The following is a 16,136-nucleotide window of genomic DNA, read 5'->3' as shown; positions in this document are numbered from 1 at the left end:
CCCCCGAAGCTGGTGGGCCAGCTGCGCCTTGGCGCCGCCTTTGGTGCAGGCGCCGCGCCTCGCCACCGGGCCGAGTTCTCAGGCGCTGGAAGCAGCCGCATCGGCTTGCCGCAGGGCCGGGTAGCGCCACACCAGGACCGCGCTCACCAGCAGTTGGATCAGCACGCCAGCGAACACCGGCACTGCGCTGTCCACATGCCCGAGGAAAGGCGCCACCAACTGCGTACCGACGGCGCCGGCGGCAAGCAGCGCCAGCACCAGCAGGGCCGTCGCGCGGCCCATCTGCGCAGGCGGCACGGCCAGGGCATCGACGAAGGTGGCCGGCCCACGAATGGCCAGGGCGCCGCAGAAACACATCCAGTAGGCTGCCACCGCCGCATAAGGCAGCTGCGCCCCACTCCAGGCAGCCAGCAGCGCCAGCGCGCAGGCCACCAGCTGCACCACGCTGCCCAGCCTGACGACGCGCGCATGGCCCAGGCGCGCGGCCAGCCGGCCCGACTGTGACGCGCCCAGCATGAAGGACCCGACACCCAGCACCTGCAGCAGCGCGAATGCCGCCGTGCCCAGGCCCAAGGTGTGCTGCAGCAGCTGGGGCGCGCTGGCCAGGAAGGTCAGCAGCGCGCCGATGCACAGCGCATGCGAACCGGCCAGCCGCAGATAGCTGCGGTTGCACAGGATGCCGAAGTAGCCGGCGTCGTGCTCAAGGTTCAACCCGGGCAGCTTGCGCGGCGCGATCTTCACCACCCACGGCAGCAACAGCAGCGCCAGGGCCGCCAGCACCCAGAAGGTGCCGCGCCAGTCCGTCACGCGCAGCATCAGCGCGCCCAGTACGGGCCCCGCAGCGGGCACGATGGCCTCGACCATGGAGATGGCGGCGATGCCACGCACCACGTCCGCATCGGCCAACGTGGCGCGCACGACGGTGGGTGCCACCACGGTGGCCGCTGCGGCCGAGACGCCTTGGAGCAGGCGCAGCACCAGCAGCGTCTCGATATTGGGCGCCAACGCGCAGCCGAGGCTGGTCAACACGAGCAGCAGCAGGCCCACCTCGATGCAGCGGCGCGGGCCGAGGCGGTTCAGCAGCTCACCCCACAGCAATTGGGCGCCCGCCAAGCCGGCAAGGTAGACGGCCACGGTGGCCTGGGCCAGCGGCACGCTGATGCCCATGCCGGCCTGCAGGGCGGGCACGGCGGGCAGGTAGAGATCCATCGCGGCCATGCTGACGCCGGTAACGAAGGCCAGGGGCAGGATGGTGCGTATTGATGGGGACGGTGATTGCATGCGGGAGCCTCTTCTTCACAGAGGGCGCCCTTGTCCTGTCGTCCCTGCCAAGCGTGGCGGAAGCAACATGGCTTCCGTCGCAGCACCCCTCGGCGGGACGGCGCCGCAACAACGGTCCAACGGCGCGCCGCCATTCTAGGCAGGGCAAACTCCATTCATGGACCAGGTGGATATTGCCGTCATCGGCGCCGGTGTCGTCGGCCTCGCAATCGCGCGCGAGCTGGCGCTGCGCGGGCGCGAAGTCGTCGTCATCGAGGCCGCCGGCGCCATCGGCACGGGCATCTCCTCGCGCAACAGCGAGGTCATCCATGCCGGCCTGTATTACGCGGCCGGCAGCGTGAAGGCGCGGCTGTGCGTGCGCGGCAAGGCTTTGCTCTACGACTACTGCGAAGCGCGCGGCATTGCGCACAGTCGCTGCGGCAAGCTGGTGGTGGCGACCCGTGCCGAGGATCTGCCACGGCTCGAACAGATCGCCGCGGCTGGAGCGGCCAATGGCGTTGGCGACCTGCGCCTGCTGAGCCGGGCCGAAACGCTGGCGCTGGAACCGGCCTTGAACGCTGCAGGTGCGCTGCTGTCGCCGTCCAGCGGCGTCGTCGACAGCCACGGCCTGATGACGGCTCTACTGGCCGACGCCGAGAACGCCGGCGCGACGCTGGCCCTCGCCAGCGCAGTGACTGGTGGCGCGCGGGATGGTGATGGCTGGCGGCTGCTGGTCGGAGATTTCGAGCTGGGCGCACGCGTCGTCATCAACGCAGCGGGGCTGTTTGCGGCGCAGGTCGCCGAGAGCCTCGGCACGCCGGCGCCGCCGCTGCGCTTTGCCCGCGGCCACTACTTCTCGCTTGCCGGACGGGCGCCGTTCTCGCGGCTGATCTACCCGCTGCCGGTGAATGGCGGCCTGGGTGTGCACCTGACGCTGGACCTGGGCGGTCAGGCGCGCTTCGGGCCCGATGTGCAATGGCTGGCCGACACCGACCCGGCCAAGCTGGATTACGCCGTCGACCCAGCGCTGGCCCCGGCCTTCGAAGCCGAGGTGCGCGGCTACTGGCCTGGCCTGCCCGCAGGCGCGCTGCAGCCGGCCTACAGCGGCATCCGGCCCAAGCTGAGCGGCCCGGGCGAGGCGGCTGCCGACTTTTGCATCGATACCGCGACGCCCGGGCTCGTGCAGCTCTTCGGCATCGAATCGCCCGGGCTGACGGCCTCGCTGGCCCTGGCCGAAGAGGTCGCCTCCAGGCTTTGAACCCAGGACGCTGAACTGGTTTCAGGTCCGGCGCTCAGATGGCCAGTGCAGCGTCGGCACCGGCAAGCGCCCGCGGCCACAGCGCTAGGCCGCCGCCCAGGCTCCAAGCCTGCTCATGCCCAAGCCGCCGCAACGCCTGCGCGGCTTGCGCACTGCGATTGCCGCTGCGGCAGAAGAAGACGATGGGCGTCTCGGCAGGCTGGGTCAGCCAGCGCGCCAGCGCATTGGACAGGCCCGACAGCGGCACGGCCTCGCGGCGCACGGCAGGACCAAGTTCGGGGGCCTGGCCCAGCCGCTGCTCATAGGGCTCGCGCACATCGACGAGCAGGAGCTGCGGGTGCTTGCGCAGCAGGTCCTTCAGCTCGTCCAGGTTCATTTCGCTGGAGGCCAGCGGGCAGGCGCTGTCGACCCGCGCGCCGCAGGCCACGGTCTGGTACTCCGTCAAGGCCAAACCCAGCTCCAGCCGGGCCTTGGCGGCGGCAAAACCGGCGTTGTCGATACGGCCCGTGAGCACGTCGGCCAGCAAGGGTTGGGCGACGCATTCCACGGCCAGCGTGCTGGCGAAGCGGTCGTCATAGTCATGGCCAGGCAGCAACAGGGTGTGCAGGCCGACGGCCTCTTCCAGCCGTCCCAGCGAGGCGCCGTATTCCAGCGGCGCGCTCTGTTCGAAGTCGCTGCGACCCAGCGCCCCGGGCATCACCGTGTCGCCGACAAAGGCCAGGCGCAACCCACCCGCGTCGTGCAGCAGATAGGCCGTCGAATCCTGCGTGTGGCCGGGGATGGACATGCGGCTCAGCCGGGAGGCGCCCATCGCGACGGTGTCAACGCCAATGGGCCAGCCCAGGCCGTCGACATCCCCGCGCACCCGGCCTGCGGCGGCAAGCAGTTCCGGGGCGGACGAGGCGTGGTCGCCATGGCTGTGCGTGTCCAGCACGGCGGCCAGTTCATAGCCTTGGCAGGTCAGCCATTGAGCCAGACGCTCAGTCAGCTCGGGCAGCGGGTCAATGACGACGGCGCGCCGGCTGGCGGCGTCGGCCAGCAAATAGCAGCAGGCGCCATCGACGACAAAGCGCGTCAGGCCGTCGGCCGGCAGGGCCTGGCCGGGGGCGTTCGGGTCCAGGCAGCTCTCGCGCAGCGACTCGCCGCAGACCCGGATGCGCGCGCAGGCCTCGTCGATGAAGGCGGTATCGGCCACCGGGCCGAAGGACAGGCGCACGGCCGAGGCTGTCTGCCACGCCGGCAGGCCCATGGCTTCGAGCACATAGCTGGGCTGGGCCTTGGCCGCGCTGCAGGCGGAGCCGCCGCTGACGCGCAGTTCGGCGGCATCGAAGAGGTCCAGCAGCAGCTTGGAGCTGATGCCGGGCACGGCGAAGTTCAGCGTCGTCGGCAGGCAGACCTCGGGCGGCGCGTTGAACACCAGGCCTGGGAAGGCCTGCTGCAGCGCGCCAGCCAAGCGGTCGCGAAAGGCGACGAGGGTGGCGTGGTCACGGAAGGTCCTGCCATCCTCCAGCGCCGCCAGCACCGCGCCCAAGGCGGCGATGCCAGACATGTTCTCGGTGCCCGACCGCAGCGCGCCCTCCTGGCCGCCGCCGGCCAGCAATGGCGTGAAGGGCGTGCCTTCGCGCACATAGAGCAGGCCGATGCCTTTGGGCGCGTAGAGCTTGTGGCCGGAGAACGGCGCATAGTCGATGCGACGCTCCGCCAGGCGCAGCGGCAGTTTGCCCAGGGCCTGCACACCATCGACCATCCACAGCGCCGGGCTGCCGGCCAGCGCCTGCTCGATGCCGTCAAGGTCGCTGATGACGCCGGTCTCGTTGTTCGCCGCCATCGTGCAGACGAGGCCGGCACGCGGCGCATGCTCGCGCAGCCAGGCGAGGTCATGGCGGCCGTCGCGGCCAACAGGAATGGCCAGCACCTGCAGGTTCAGGCCGAGCAACGCATTCCAGTGCTTGATCGCCTCGGGCACAGCCTTGTGCTCGGTGGCGCCGTAGAGCAGCAGCTCGGGCCGGGCCGATACGCCACGCAGGGCACTCAGCGCAGACAGCACGGCCGTCTGGATGCCCTCGGTGGCACCGCTGAGGAAGAGCAGCTTGCCCGAACTCGCCCCGAGCACGCGACGGGCGCGGGCCCGAACGCCATCCATCAGCGCCCTCGCCTTCAGCCCCGTGCTGTGGACGCTGCTGGGGTTGCCGAAGTCATCAGCCATCGCCGCCATGGCGGCCTCGCGGGCTTGTGACAGGACAGGCGTGGTGGCGTTGGCGTCGAGATAGATTTCCATGGTGCTGGCCGCTGTGGATGCGCTGCCGGTATTGTTGCCACCCTAGGGCACAAACGGTTTGCGCAAGCCGCGCTTCCAATCGCCCCGACCGAGCATGCAATGCTTTATATGATCGAATCCATGAAACTGGATTCCATAGACATACGCATCCTCGACATCCTTCAACAGAATGCCGAGCTCCAAACCGCCGAGGTGGCGCAGCAGGTCGGCCTGTCGACGACGCCTTGCTGGCGGCGCATCCAGCGCCTGAAGGAATCGGGCGTCATCACGCGCCAGGTGGCGCTGCTGGATGCGCGGAAAGTGAATGTCGGTGTCACCGTCTTTGTCTCGGTGCGCACGAGCACGCACAGCCAGGAGTGGTTCGAGACCTTCAAGGCCACTGTGCAGGCCATTCCCGAGGTCGTCGAGTTCTATCGCATGAGCGGCGACGTGGACTATCTGCTGCGGGTGGTGGTGCCCGACATCGCCGCTTATGACCGTGTCTACAAGCGACTCATTGCCGGCACTCAGCTCCGTGACGTCAGCTCCAGCTTCGCCATGGAGGAACTCAAGCTGACGACGGCATTGCCCTTGGGCTATGCCGGTTGACACGCTATTTGCTACGGCGTGTTGCAAATTGCGGGCAGCCGCAGTACACCGTACAGGCATTGCGGCGTTAAGTTCACCGCATCCGACCTGAGCGAGCCTGTCATGAAGACCCTTGTCCGCGCCTCCGTTGTTCTGGCCCTGCTGGCCGCCCAAGGCTTGGCGAGCGCCGGCCCCCGCTACTACCACCATCACCATCATCACCGCGGCCCAGGCCTCGGTGGCTTGGTCCTCGGCTTGGCAGTGGCTGTGCCGCTGATTGCGATGGCGAATCAAGCTGAGCGCGAGGTCGTCTATGTACCCCCGCCGCCACCGCCGCCCCAACCGGTGTATGTGCAGCCGGCGCAACCGGTTTACACGCAGCCGTCGCGTTCCGTGCCGATCATCTATCCGCGCAACGGCCAAAGCGGCGCCCAACTGGAAGCCGACAGCCGCGAATGCAACCGCTGGGCGACGACTCAGCAGGCCGCGATGTCCGACGCCGGCGTGTTCCAGCGCGCCGTCGAAGCCTGCATGGACGGGCGCGGATACACGATGCGCTGAGGCGTGAACCGGCCGGGACGGCGCGTACGGCGGCCGCCCAAAAGCAAAAAGGACCTGGAGGCTTTCGCTTCCAGGTCCTTGCTTTATTTGGGGTGGCTGATGGGACTCGAACCCACGACGACAGGAATCACAATCCTGGACTCTACCAACTGAGCTACAGCCACCGCAGAGCCAAAAAGTATAACCGAAAAGTTAGGGCGCGCTGGCCGCGGAGGCCGGTGCTTCGACCTTGATGGCGGCCTTGTATCGCGACTTCAGCGCGGCCAGATAAGCCTGACCTTCGGCACGCGCCCAGGCGCCGGCGTATTGCTGGGCAGCGCGCTTGTCGTCAATGACGGCGGCGTCGCGTGGCTGCAGCTGGTTGATGCGCACGATGACATAGCCGCCGTCGTCAGCTGCCACGCCAACGGCGGCTGGCAGCTTGGTGGCATCGGCACCGAGCACGGCTTCGAGCTGGGGGCGCGTCAGGGTCTGCGGCTTGGCACGCGAAACCGAGACGGCGGCTTCCAGGCCGGCGGTGTCAGCCGGGTTGGATTTCAGCGCCGCCAGGCGGGCTTCGCCGGCTTTCTTGGCCTGCTCGGCGGCGAGCTTGTGCACGAGCTGCTCGCGCACCTTGTCCTTCACGTCGGCCAGCGGCGGCACGCGTGCCGGCTTGTGTTGGGTGACGTGTGCCGACACGAGCTGGCTGGGGCCAGTCTCGACAGCTTCGGTGTTGCGCTTGTTGCGCAGTGCGTCGTTGCCGAAGATAGCTTCCAGCAGCTTGGGCGAGGCGAGCGGCCCCGCGGCGCCTGGCTGCGGCTGGCGCTGCACGGTGGCAGTCTGGACCTGCAGCTTGAGCTTGTCGGCTGCAGGCTGCAGGCTGTCGGATTGCTCGTAGACGAGATTGCCGAACTGCTCGGCCGCTTCGGAGTAGCGACGCTGCGCGAGCTGCTTGCGCACTTCGTTCTCGACCTCGGTGCGCACCGCCTCGAAGGGCTTCTTGTCGCCGCCGCGGGTGCCGGTCAGCTGGATGATGTGATAGCCGAAGTCAGTCTCGACGAGGTTGCTGATCTCGCCCTGCTTCATCGCGTAGACAGCCGCGTCGAACTCCTTGACCATGGCGCCCCGGCTGAAGAAGTCGAGGTCGCCGCCATTGACGGCCGAACCTTCGTCCTGGGAGTTCTTCTTGGCCAGCGCGGCGAACTCGCTCGGGTTCTTGCGGACCTGCGCCAGGATCTCTTCCGCCTTGGCCTTGGCCTTGGCGCGTTCCTCAGCCGGCGCGCTGCGCTCCACCTTGATGAGGATATGGCTGGCCCGGCGCTCCTCGGGCACACCGTAGCGCGCCGCGTTTTCCTTGTAGTAGTTCTGCAGGTCGTCTTCGCTGAACTTGACGTCCTTCTTCAGCGCATCCAGGTCGAGCACGACGTACTGGATCTGGGCCGATTCGGGCAGCTGGAACTTGGCGGCATTGGCCGGCTCCTTGTAGAAGGCCTCGATGTCAGCGTCACTCGGGTTGAGCTTGGCGGCAAAGTCCTTGACATCGAAACGCTGCAGCTGCACCTCGCGTTGCTGCAGCAGGGCGTCGAAAGCCAGTTTGGGACTGGCGGCGCCGACAGCGGCCGAAGTCTCGATGGGGGCCGTGACCTGACGGACGGCGTAGTCCTGGCGCAGGCGCTCCATGAAGATGGAAGGCGTCATGCCCTGGGCCGCGAGCAAGGCCTTGTTGACCGTACCGTCGGGGTTGCGCAGGAAGGCGAATTGCGGGTCGTTCCAGAAGCGGGCGTTGACGGACTCAGGGCTGGGCGTGAAGTACTGGTGCTCCGCGGCGGCCTTGAGGGTGCGCTCGTTGACCAGGTTCTCAAGGGCCTGGCGCTTCACTTCGGGCGTATCGAGCAGCTTGGCATCGACGCCCGGGTTCTGGCGGCGGATGCGGTCGGCCTGCTCACGCTGGGCGACTTCCCATTCGGCCTGGGTGATCTTGCGGCCATCGACGCTCGCCACGCCGGCGTTGGCGCCGCCCATCATGCTGGTGTAGCCCTGCATGCCGACGAGGGCGAAGGACGGCAGGATCAACAACAGCAGGACAAACTGGAACAGGCGATTGTGCGTGCGGACGAATTCAAACATCTCGGGGAGCCTTGAGGATCAAACGCGACGAAGGCGAACCGAGGTTCGCCTTCGAGGAAGCCGCATTCTAAATGCGAGACGGCTGACGCCGCCCTGGGATCGGGTGGTGGGCGCTGACGGGCTCGAACCGCCGACAATCTCCGTGTAAGGGAGGTGCTCTACCAACTGAGCTAAGCGCCCGGGGGAAACCGGGAAATCGCGGAACCGGCGAAGGTTCAGTTCACAGCGTCCTTGAGCGCCTTGCCGGGTTTGAACTTGGGCACCTTGGCCGATTTGATCTTGATGGTATCGCCGGTGCGTGGGTTGCGGCCGGCGCGCGCAGCACGCTTGGTGATGCTGAAGGTGCCGAAGCCTACCAGCGAGACGGTGCCGTTCTTCTTCAGCGTCGTCTTGACGCCGCCGATCACGGCTTCGAGCGCACGGCCTGCGGCAGCCTTGGAGATGTCGGCCTGCTTGGCGATGTGCTCGATCAATTCGGACTTGTTCACTCGTGCCCCCTCATGACGATTCAGCGGACTGTTGAGCCCTGCACCCTGACTGGCTGCAAGACTGCGGCAGATGTCGATCCCGCGCACTGCGCAGCCCGTGACAGGCCGACTACAAGCGGCCAAGGCACTCGCGGGGAAGCGGATTCTAGACGCGCGTCCGGTGCTGGGCGGGGCGGGAAAAGTCCCGATACAACTCGGTATCCAGCGTGAACCAGGACGGCGCCTAGCGGGCCTTGGCGCGGATTTCCGGCAAGGCCTTCTGTAGGTAATAGACCATGGACCAGATGGTCAGCACCACGGCCGCATAGATCAGCCAGGTGCCCCAGAGCCGCGTCGGGATGAGGCCGAAGAGCTGGCCGTCATAGAGCAGGAAGGGGATAGCCACCATCTGCACCGTCGTCTTCAGCTTGCCTACCATGTGCACGGCAACGCTTCGCGAGGCGCCGATCTGGGCCATCCATTCGCGCAGGGCCGAGATCGCAATCTCGCGGCCGACGATGACCAGGGCGACGAAGGCATTGACCCGGCCGAGCTCCAGCAGGATCAGCAGCGCCGAGCAGACCAGGAATTTGTCGGCCACCGGGTCAAGGAAAGCGCCGAACGAAGACGTCTGGTTGAGCTTGCGCGCCAGATAGCCGTCCAGCCAGTCGGTCAACGCGACCACGACGAACAGGACGGTCGCGAACAGATTCTTGTGCGCCGGCTGCATTTCCAGATAGAACACGCCGACGATCAGCGGGATCGCCACGATGCGGGCCCAGGTCAGCAGAGTCGGCAGCGTCAGGAACATCGCAGCATTGTGCCCAAGCCCGCGACGCGCCTTGGACGACCTGCCGCGCGACTGTGGCAAGAAGGTATCAGTTCAGGCTGAGCGGCTTGAAGCGCCGGTCCTCTTCGAAAAGAAAGGTCTCGGTGAACTTCCAGGGCTCGGGCATGCGGCGCACGTCGCCAAAGGGCGCTGCGCGATGGATGGCGTCGATGGCCAGTTGCAGGGTTTCCGGCGCAAACCTGGGCTTGCGGACGACGTTGACGCGGCGCACGCTGCCGTCGGCCTTGACCTCGATCTCCAGCACCACGACGCTCAGCACATGGGAAGGCGCCTGTGTCATGAAGCTGCCTTCTGGGTTGGCCACGACGAGGCGCTCGGCGGCCTGGCGGCGCAACTCGTCGTGGGTGCGCACCGGCTTGGGCGGCGGTAAGCCGGCGGGCTTGGGAGCCGCCACAACGGTTGGCGACGGCTGCGGCGCGGGCTCCAGGACCACGGCGCGTGGCACGCCGTCAGTGGGCACCGCAGGTACCGGCGCACGTGGCGTTGCCGCGCAGCCGGCCAGCAGCGGACCGATCAGCCAGCGTGCGGCGCGCTTCAACGGGGCGATGGTGGGCACGGCGTTCTCCTCATGGCTCGAATTGTTCTGCTTCGTTCCCTGCTCTGCGTGCGACGGATTTCTCACCACGACCACGGCGCTGGTAGCGCAATGCAACGCAGCGTAAGCGTTTTGCACCTCAGTGCAGCGCGCGGTAGATTTCTTCAGCCAACTCGCGCGTTCTGCACTTCAGTGCAGCGCGCGGTAGATCTCCTCGGCAAGTTCGCGCGTTCTGCACCTCAGTGCAGCGCGCGGTAGATTTCTTCGGCCAACTCGCGCGACACGCCCTTCACACTGCACAGCTCATCCACGCTTGCGCCCGCTACGCCGCGCACGCCGCCAAAGCGCTGCAGTAACTGGGCGCGCTTCTTCGGGCCGACCCCCGGCACGTCCTCCAACCGAGAGCCGCCGGTGCGGGTCGCGGCGCGCTTGGCGCGCATGCCCGTGATGGCAAAGCGGTGCGCCTCGTCGCGGATCTGAGCAATCAGCATCAGCGCCGCCGAGTCGCGGCCCAGATAGATCTTCGCGCGCCCGTCGGCAAAGACCAGTTCCTCCAGGCCGACCTTGCGGCCCTCACCTTTCTCGACGCCGGCAATGAGGCCGAGGTCCAGCCCGAGTTCCTCGAAAACCTCACGCGCCATCGACACCTGGCCACGCCCACCGTCAACGAGCACCAGATCGGGCAGCCGCCCGGTGCCCAGCTGGGCCGCTTCGGCCATCTTGCTGTAGCGGCGCGTCAGCACCTGGCGCATGGCTGCGTAGTCGTCGCCGCCGGTGATGCCCTCGATGTTGTAGCGCCGGTACTGGCTGCTCTGCATCTGGTGGTTCTCGAAGACGACGCAGCTCGCCAGCGTCGCCTCGCCTGCCGTGTGGCTGATGTCGAAGCATTCAACACGGAACTTGTCGATCTCGGCCACCGACAGATCCAGCGCATCGACCAGCGCCCGCGTGCGCGCATGCTGCGAGCCTTCCTCCGCCAGCAGCCGCGCCAGCGCCAGTTCAGCGCCCTTGACGCACATCTCCAGCCAGATGCGCCGCTGCCCGCGCGGCTGGGCCTGCACGGTCACGCGGCTGCCGATCTGGATGCCAAGGGCTTCCGCTAGCTCGGGATCGGTCGCCTCGCTGACGACGATCAAACCGGGAGCCGGCGAGGCCAGGTAATGCTGGGCCATGAAGGCCTCAAGCACCTGCCGCTCGGGCGACAACATCTCTTCATCGCTGAGCTGAACGGCAGTCGCGTCATCGACATGCTTGGGGAAGAAGGCGCGGTCACCCAGATGCCGCCCACCGCGCACCATGGCGAGGTTCACGCAGGCCTTGCCGCCCTGCACCTTGACGGCCAGCACGTCGACATCGCGGTCGCGGCCCGTGGCACTGCTTTCTTCGATGACCTGCTGCTGCAGCACCTTGGACAGCGCCTGGATCTGGTTGCGCACCTCGGCCGCCAGCTCGTACTCGAAGCGTTCGGCGTAGGCGCCCATCTGCTCCTGCAGCGCGGCCATCACCTCGTTGGTCTCGCCGCGCAGGAAGCGCTCGGCGCTTTCCACATCGCGCGCGTACTCGGGCGTCTGCCCGGCCAGCACGCAAGGGCCGGAGCAGCGCTTGATCTGGTGCAGCAGGCAGGGTCGGCTGCGGTTGTTGAAGACGCTGTCCTCGCACGTGCGTAAGCGGAAGACCTTCTGCATCAGTTGGATGGACTCCTTCACCGCCCAGGCGCTTGGGAAAGGGCCGAAGTATTTGTGCCGCTTGTCCACCGCACCACGGTAGTAGGCCATGCGCGGCCAGGCGTGCGAGGTGATCTTCAGATAGGGGTAGCTCTTGTCATCCCGGAACACGATGTTGAAGCGCGGGTTCAACGTCTTGATCAGGTTGTTCTCGAGCAGCAGCGCCTCGGCCTCGGTGCGCACCACCGTGGTTTCCAGCCGCGCCACGCGGGCCACCATCAGGCCGATGCGGGTGCCGCCATGGTTCTTCTGGAAATAGCTGCAGACGCGGCGCTTCAGGTCCTTGGCCTTGCCGACGTACAGCACCTCGCCCTTGGCATCGAAATAGCGGTAGACGCCCGGCAGCGCCGGCAGCGCGTTGACTTCGGTCAGCAGCCTTTCACGGCCCTCGCGTGCGGCGGCCTCCACCTCGGCGGTGCGTTGCTTTTCGGCGGCGGCGATGGTGGCCCGCTCGGCCTGCTGCTGGTCACCGTCATCGGTGTGGGAAGGGGTCGTACTCGACATGCCCGGAATTGTGGCCTGGGAGAATCGGCCCATGAGAGCGCCGATGCTTTGGGACATCTTCTGCCGCGTCATCGACAACCATGGCGATCTGGGCGTTTGCTGGCGGCTGGCACGCGACATCGCGGCTCGCGGCCACCAGGCCAGGCTCTGGATCGACGACGCGACGGCCCTGGCCTGGATGGCACCGGACCGCCCCGCCGCGGTCGACGTGCGCGTCTGGCCCGGCGGCGATGTGCACGTACAGCCAGGCAACGTCGTTATCGAGGCTTTCGGCTGTGAATTGCCGCCAGCCTTCGTCGCCCGCATGGCCGCTCTGCAGCAGCCAGCGCGCTGGATCAACCTCGAATACCTCAGCGCCGAGGACTATGTCGAGCGCAGCCATGGCCTGGCCTCACCGCAGTTCAGCGGCCCGGGCGCAGGGCTGACCAAGCATTTCTTCTACCCCGGCTTCACGTCACGCACCGGCGGCCTGCTGCGCGAACCAGGTTTACTCGAACGCATCGCCGGCTTCGATGGCGCGGCCTGGCTGGCTGAACGGGGCTGGGCGCCGCAGCCGGGCGAGCGCGTCGTCAGCCTGTTCGCCTATGCCAATGCGGCCTTGCCGGCCCTGCTCGACGCGCTGGGCAGCCAACCCACGCTGCTGCTCGCCTGCCCCGGCCCTTTGCAGGCACTGATCCAGGGCGGGCCCAGCCTGCGCACCGTCGCCCTGCCCTACCTGACGCAGGACGACTACGACCGGCTGCTTTGGGCCTGCGATCTGAATTTCGTGCGCGGCGAGGATTCGTTCGTCCGAGCCCAGTGGGCTGGCAAGCCGTTTGTCTGGCACATCTACCCCCAGCATGACAACGCCCACCACGCCAAGCTCGAAGCCTTCATGGCGCGTGCCGAACTGCCAGCGGGCTGGCGCGCGGTCTGGCGTGGCTGGAATGGCTTGGCCGCCATGCCCGCGTCACTCACCGGCCTGGATGAGGCCGCCGGGCATGCGAGGAAGTGGCGTGCGCAATTGGCGGCGCAGCCCGATCTGCTGACGCAGCTGCGGGGCTTCTTAGGGGTTTCCAGCTAGAATGACGGGCTTTGCCGCGCCAACCCGAGACGGGTTCTCCTGGAGTCTGGTGCGCCGTCCAGCCGGAATCTCCGGCGCCTCACACCGCAATTCACCATGAAACTCGCTCAAGAAATCCGCGCCGGCAACGTGATCATGCAGGGCAAGGACCCGATGGTCGTCCTGAAGACCGAATACAGCCGTGGTGGCCGTGGTGCAGCCACCGTGCGCATCAAGATGAAGAACCTGCTGAACGGCGCGGGCGCCGAGCTGGTCTTCAAGGCCGACGACAAGATGGAGCAGATCATCCTCGACAAGAAGGAGTGCACCTACTCCTACTTCGCCGACCCGATGTATGTCTTCATGGACACCGAGTACAACCAGTACGAAGTCGAGTCCGAGAACATGGGCGACGCCATCTCCTATCTGGAAGACGGCATGGCCGCGGAAGTGACCTTCTACGACGGCAAGGCCATCTCCATCGAACTGCCCACCAGCGTCGTGCGCGAGATCGAGACCGAGCCGGCCGCCAAGGGCGACACCTCGGGCAAGGTCATGAAGCCCGCCCGCCTGAAGGGCACCGGCTTCGAGATTTCCGTGCCGGCGTTCGTCGAGAACGGCGACAAGATCGAAATCGACACCCGCACCCACGAATACCGCAAGCGCGTCTGAGACGGCTCAGGTTTCAATAAAACGCCCGCTGATGCGGGCGTTTTGCTTTATTCGGCGTCGTCAGAAAGATCGGGAACTTCCAGCTCGGCGTCGATCTCGCTGTCGAAATCGGCCGAAGCCTTGACCGGGATCCAGGGGCGGTCCAGTGGGCGGTAGACGCGGCTTTGCAGGCGGGCCAGGCGGTCGGAACGCTCGATGGCGTTCATCACCTCGGCGGGGGAAATCAGCATCGCGAAGGGATCAGCCAGATTCGGGGTGTTGGACAGCATGGTGGACCTCGTGTTTGACGATGACTCCACTTTAGGCAGCCGTGCTTGGCCGCAACAGTCGGCTCAGCGCGCTAGCCGCTGTAAGACTTTTCCCTACACGGCCCACTGGGCGAGAACTAATTGGCGCTCTTGTCGATCTTGGTGGCTTCGGCGGCGCGCTGGCGCTCCTGAATGGCGCGCCGCAGTTCCTTGGCCATCAGGTCACGGCCGCCACGCTGCGCAAAGTCGGCCGCGGTCAGTTCCTGCTCGTTGGCTGCACGCGGCTCGGCGCCAGCCTTGATCAGCAGCGGCACCAGGTCGCTGTTGCCGTAGCGCGCCGCCATCATCAGCGGCGTCGTGCCGTTCTCGGAGCGCGCATTGAGCTCGGCCCCCTGCGCGATCAGGAAGGCGGCCACGCCGTTGTCCGGCCCGCTGCAGGCGTAGTGCAGCGGGGTCCAGCCCTTGCGGTTGACGGCCGCGCCACGCTTGACCAAGGCCTGCACGGCCGGCAGCGATCCGCGGATGGCCGCCACCATCAACGGGGTCTCGCCCTGGGCGTTGGCCTCGTCCACCTGCGTTTGCGGCGACGCCAGCAGGCTGTCCAGCGCGCGCAACGACTCTTCTCGCACGGCGATGAAGAGGGCCTTGCGGCCCCGCGAATCGGCCTGGTTGGGGTCCACGCCCTTGAGCAGCAGGGCCAGCACGGCGCGGCCATCGTTCATTTCGGCGGCAATGACGAGTTCGTCAACGGGCGCGGCACGCAGGGCCGCCGAGGCCAACAGTGCCAGTGCGGCAATCCATGCTTTCTTCATGCCGCCTCGGGCAGGCCAAAGAGCCGCCGTGTGTTTGCCGTCGTGCGCGCAGCCAACTCGGCCACCGGCAGGCCCACAGCATCGGCCACCGCCTTGGCGACGTGGGGCACATAGGCCGGGGAATTGGTCTTGCCACGGAAGGGAACGGGCGCGAGATAGGGACTGTCGGTCTCGATCAGGACGCGGTCCAGCGGCAGCAGCTTCAGCAGTTCGCGCAGGTCTTGGGCGTTCTTGAAGCTGACGATGCCGGAGAAGGAGATGTAGTAGCCGCGTTCCACGGCGGCCAAGGCAACTTCCGCCGTCTCGGTGAAGCAGTGGAAGACACCGCCTGCCTGCTCACCGCCCTCTTCGTCCAGCACGCGCAGCGTGTCGGCCGCGCTGGAGCGGGTGTGGATGACCAGCGGCTTGGCCGCCTGCTTCGCGGCGCGGATATGGGTGCGAAAGCGCTCGCGCTGCCACTCCATGTCGTCGATGCTGCGGCCGTTGAGGCGGTAGTAGTCCAGCCCGGTCTCGCCGATGGCGACGACTCGCGGCAGCCCGGCCAGGCGCACCAGTTCCGCCACGTCGGGTTCGCGCATGTCTTCGGTGTCGGGGTGCACGCCGACGGTGGCCCACAGCTGGGCATGCTCAAGCGCCAGCGCATGCACGGCCTCGAACTCCTCCATCTGCGTGCAGATGCAGATGGCCTGCTCGACCTGGGCGGCCTGCATGTCGGCCAGGATGGCGGGCAGGTTCTGCTTCAGCTCCGGGAAGCTGAGATGGCAATGCGAGTCAACGAACATCGACGGGAGCAGGGATCAAAGGGTCTGTGTCGGCTTGCTCGACGAGATTGCAGTGCCTAGGATTTCCTCGATCCTGATGCGGATCAGCCGGGTCTTCTCGTCGCCGGGGAAGCGCACGCCCACGCCCTGGGTGCGGCCGCCCGACGCGTTGGCTGGCGTCAGCCAGGCCACCTTGCCGGCCACCGGATAGCGCTGGTTGTCCTCGGGCAGGGCCAGCAGCAGATAGACATCCTCGCCGAGCTTGTAGTCGCGCGTCGTCGGCACGAACAGGCCGCCTTCCGTGAAGGCCGGGATATAGGCGGCATAGAGCGCCGACTTCTCGCGGAAAACCAATTGGATGACGCTGGGCCGTGCACCCGACGATGCGCCCTGACCGCTCACCGCGGGCAAGGGCAGGCTACCGCTCACCTTGCTGGGCTGGAATTGCGGAGACTTGGAGGAGGGGGCGTCGCTCATGAAGGGCGAGTGTA

Annotated in this window: 16 protein-coding genes, 2 tRNA genes and 1 riboswitch; of the genes, 5 read left to right on the top strand and 13 right to left on the bottom strand. The window is 67.0% G+C overall.

What is annotated here, in order from left to right; genetic code table 11:
• Window positions 1-78: 78 nt before the first annotated feature.
• Window positions 79-1,281: an MFS transporter gene (locus ASC95_RS18850; protein ID WP_057299242.1), complete on the bottom strand. Its 1,203-nt coding sequence runs from the start codon at window positions 1,279-1,281 to the stop codon at window positions 79-81.
• 15 nt (window positions 1,282-1,296) lie between these two features.
• Window positions 1,297-1,378, bottom strand: a riboswitch (S-adenosyl-L-homocysteine riboswitch).
• 60 nt (window positions 1,379-1,438) lie between these two features.
• Between ASC95_RS18850 and ASC95_RS18845 the strand changes: the two genes are divergently transcribed.
• Window positions 1,439-2,518 (top strand): NAD(P)/FAD-dependent oxidoreductase, encoded by a 1,080-nt coding sequence (locus ASC95_RS18845; RefSeq protein WP_057299241.1) that lies wholly within the window; start codon window positions 1,439-1,441, stop codon window positions 2,516-2,518.
• A 34-nt stretch (window positions 2,519-2,552) separates the two neighbouring features.
• Here the strand turns inward: ASC95_RS18845 and ASC95_RS18840 are convergent, their stop codons facing one another.
• Window positions 2,553-4,796, bottom strand: coding sequence for an aminotransferase class V-fold PLP-dependent enzyme (locus ASC95_RS18840; protein ID WP_057299240.1), 2,244 nt, complete (start codon window positions 4,794-4,796; stop codon window positions 2,553-2,555).
• 126 nt (window positions 4,797-4,922) lie between these two features.
• Here ASC95_RS18840 and ASC95_RS18835 point away from each other — a divergent pair, with 126 nt between their 5' ends.
• Complete coding sequence (locus ASC95_RS18835; RefSeq protein WP_057299502.1) at window positions 4,923-5,384, top strand: Lrp/AsnC family transcriptional regulator; 462 nt, start codon at window positions 4,923-4,925, stop codon at window positions 5,382-5,384.
• A gap of 102 nt (window positions 5,385-5,486) precedes the next feature.
• The gene (locus ASC95_RS18830) at window positions 5,487-5,924 is read left to right on the top strand and encodes a hypothetical protein (RefSeq protein ID WP_057299239.1); all 438 of its coding nucleotides are present in this window, start codon (window positions 5,487-5,489) and stop codon (window positions 5,922-5,924) included.
• A gap of 88 nt (window positions 5,925-6,012) precedes the next feature.
• On the opposite strand, the gene ASC95_RS18825 is transcribed toward ASC95_RS18830, so the two are convergent.
• The 7 genes from ASC95_RS18825 to uvrC all read right to left on the bottom strand — a co-directional run bounded on the left by ASC95_RS18825 (window position 6,013) and on the right by uvrC (window position 12,110).
• Window positions 6,013-6,088, bottom strand: a tRNA-His gene (locus tag ASC95_RS18825).
• 28 nt (window positions 6,089-6,116) lie between these two features.
• Entirely contained in the window at window positions 6,117-8,030 is a 1,914-nt protein-coding gene (locus ASC95_RS18820; RefSeq protein WP_057299238.1) for a SurA N-terminal domain-containing protein, read from the bottom strand.
• A 104-nt stretch (window positions 8,031-8,134) separates the two neighbouring features.
• A tRNA-Val gene (locus ASC95_RS18815) sits at window positions 8,135-8,210 on the bottom strand.
• A 35-nt stretch (window positions 8,211-8,245) separates the two neighbouring features.
• Window positions 8,246-8,518, bottom strand: coding sequence for an HU family DNA-binding protein (locus tag ASC95_RS18810; RefSeq protein ID WP_056201680.1), 273 nt, complete (start codon window positions 8,516-8,518; stop codon window positions 8,246-8,248).
• A gap of 223 nt (window positions 8,519-8,741) precedes the next feature.
• On the bottom strand, window positions 8,742-9,308 hold the full coding sequence (pgsA, locus tag ASC95_RS18805) for a CDP-diacylglycerol--glycerol-3-phosphate 3-phosphatidyltransferase (protein WP_056201673.1): 567 nt from the start codon (window positions 9,306-9,308) through the stop codon (window positions 8,742-8,744).
• Window positions 9,309-9,375: 67 nt separating this feature from the next.
• Entirely contained in the window at window positions 9,376-9,903 is a 528-nt protein-coding gene (locus ASC95_RS18800) for a hypothetical protein (protein ID WP_157256397.1), read from the bottom strand.
• 218 nt (window positions 9,904-10,121) lie between these two features.
• Entirely contained in the window at window positions 10,122-12,110 is a 1,989-nt protein-coding gene (gene uvrC / locus ASC95_RS18795; RefSeq protein ID WP_082567918.1) for an excinuclease ABC subunit UvrC, read from the bottom strand.
• A 31-nt stretch (window positions 12,111-12,141) separates the two neighbouring features.
• Here uvrC and earP point away from each other — a divergent pair, with 31 nt between their 5' ends.
• Complete coding sequence (gene earP / locus ASC95_RS18790) at window positions 12,142-13,173, top strand: elongation factor P maturation arginine rhamnosyltransferase EarP (protein WP_057299236.1); 1,032 nt, start codon at window positions 12,142-12,144, stop codon at window positions 13,171-13,173.
• Window positions 13,174-13,269: 96 nt separating this feature from the next.
• Window positions 13,270-13,824: an elongation factor P gene (gene efp / locus ASC95_RS18785; RefSeq protein WP_057299235.1), complete on the top strand. Its 555-nt coding sequence runs from the start codon at window positions 13,270-13,272 to the stop codon at window positions 13,822-13,824.
• Between the two features lie 47 nt (window positions 13,825-13,871).
• Here efp and ASC95_RS18780 read toward each other — a convergent pair whose 3' ends face one another.
• From ASC95_RS18780 to ASC95_RS18765, 4 genes are all read right to left on the bottom strand, one after another.
• Window positions 13,872-14,093 (bottom strand): hypothetical protein, encoded by a 222-nt coding sequence (locus tag ASC95_RS18780; RefSeq protein ID WP_057299234.1) that lies wholly within the window; start codon window positions 14,091-14,093, stop codon window positions 13,872-13,874.
• Window positions 14,094-14,209: 116 nt separating this feature from the next.
• On the bottom strand, window positions 14,210-14,884 hold the full coding sequence (locus tag ASC95_RS18775; protein WP_057299233.1) for an ankyrin repeat domain-containing protein: 675 nt from the start codon (window positions 14,882-14,884) through the stop codon (window positions 14,210-14,212).
• Entirely contained in the window at window positions 14,881-15,666 is a 786-nt protein-coding gene (locus ASC95_RS18770; protein WP_057299232.1) for a TatD family hydrolase, read from the bottom strand. Before ASC95_RS18770 ends, ASC95_RS18775 begins: the two co-directional genes overlap by 4 nt.
• Before the next feature lie 15 nt (window positions 15,667-15,681).
• Window positions 15,682-16,122: a PilZ domain-containing protein gene (locus tag ASC95_RS18765; protein ID WP_082567917.1), complete on the bottom strand. Its 441-nt coding sequence runs from the start codon at window positions 16,120-16,122 to the stop codon at window positions 15,682-15,684.
• Window positions 16,123-16,136: the final 14 nt, after the last annotated feature.

Source organism: Pelomonas sp. Root1217, assembly GCF_001425705.1.
GTDB lineage: Bacteria > Pseudomonadota > Gammaproteobacteria > Burkholderiales > Burkholderiaceae_C > Pelomonas.
The sequence above is the reverse complement of the archived record's forward strand: the minus strand, read 5'-3'. Positions and strand labels throughout refer to the sequence as shown.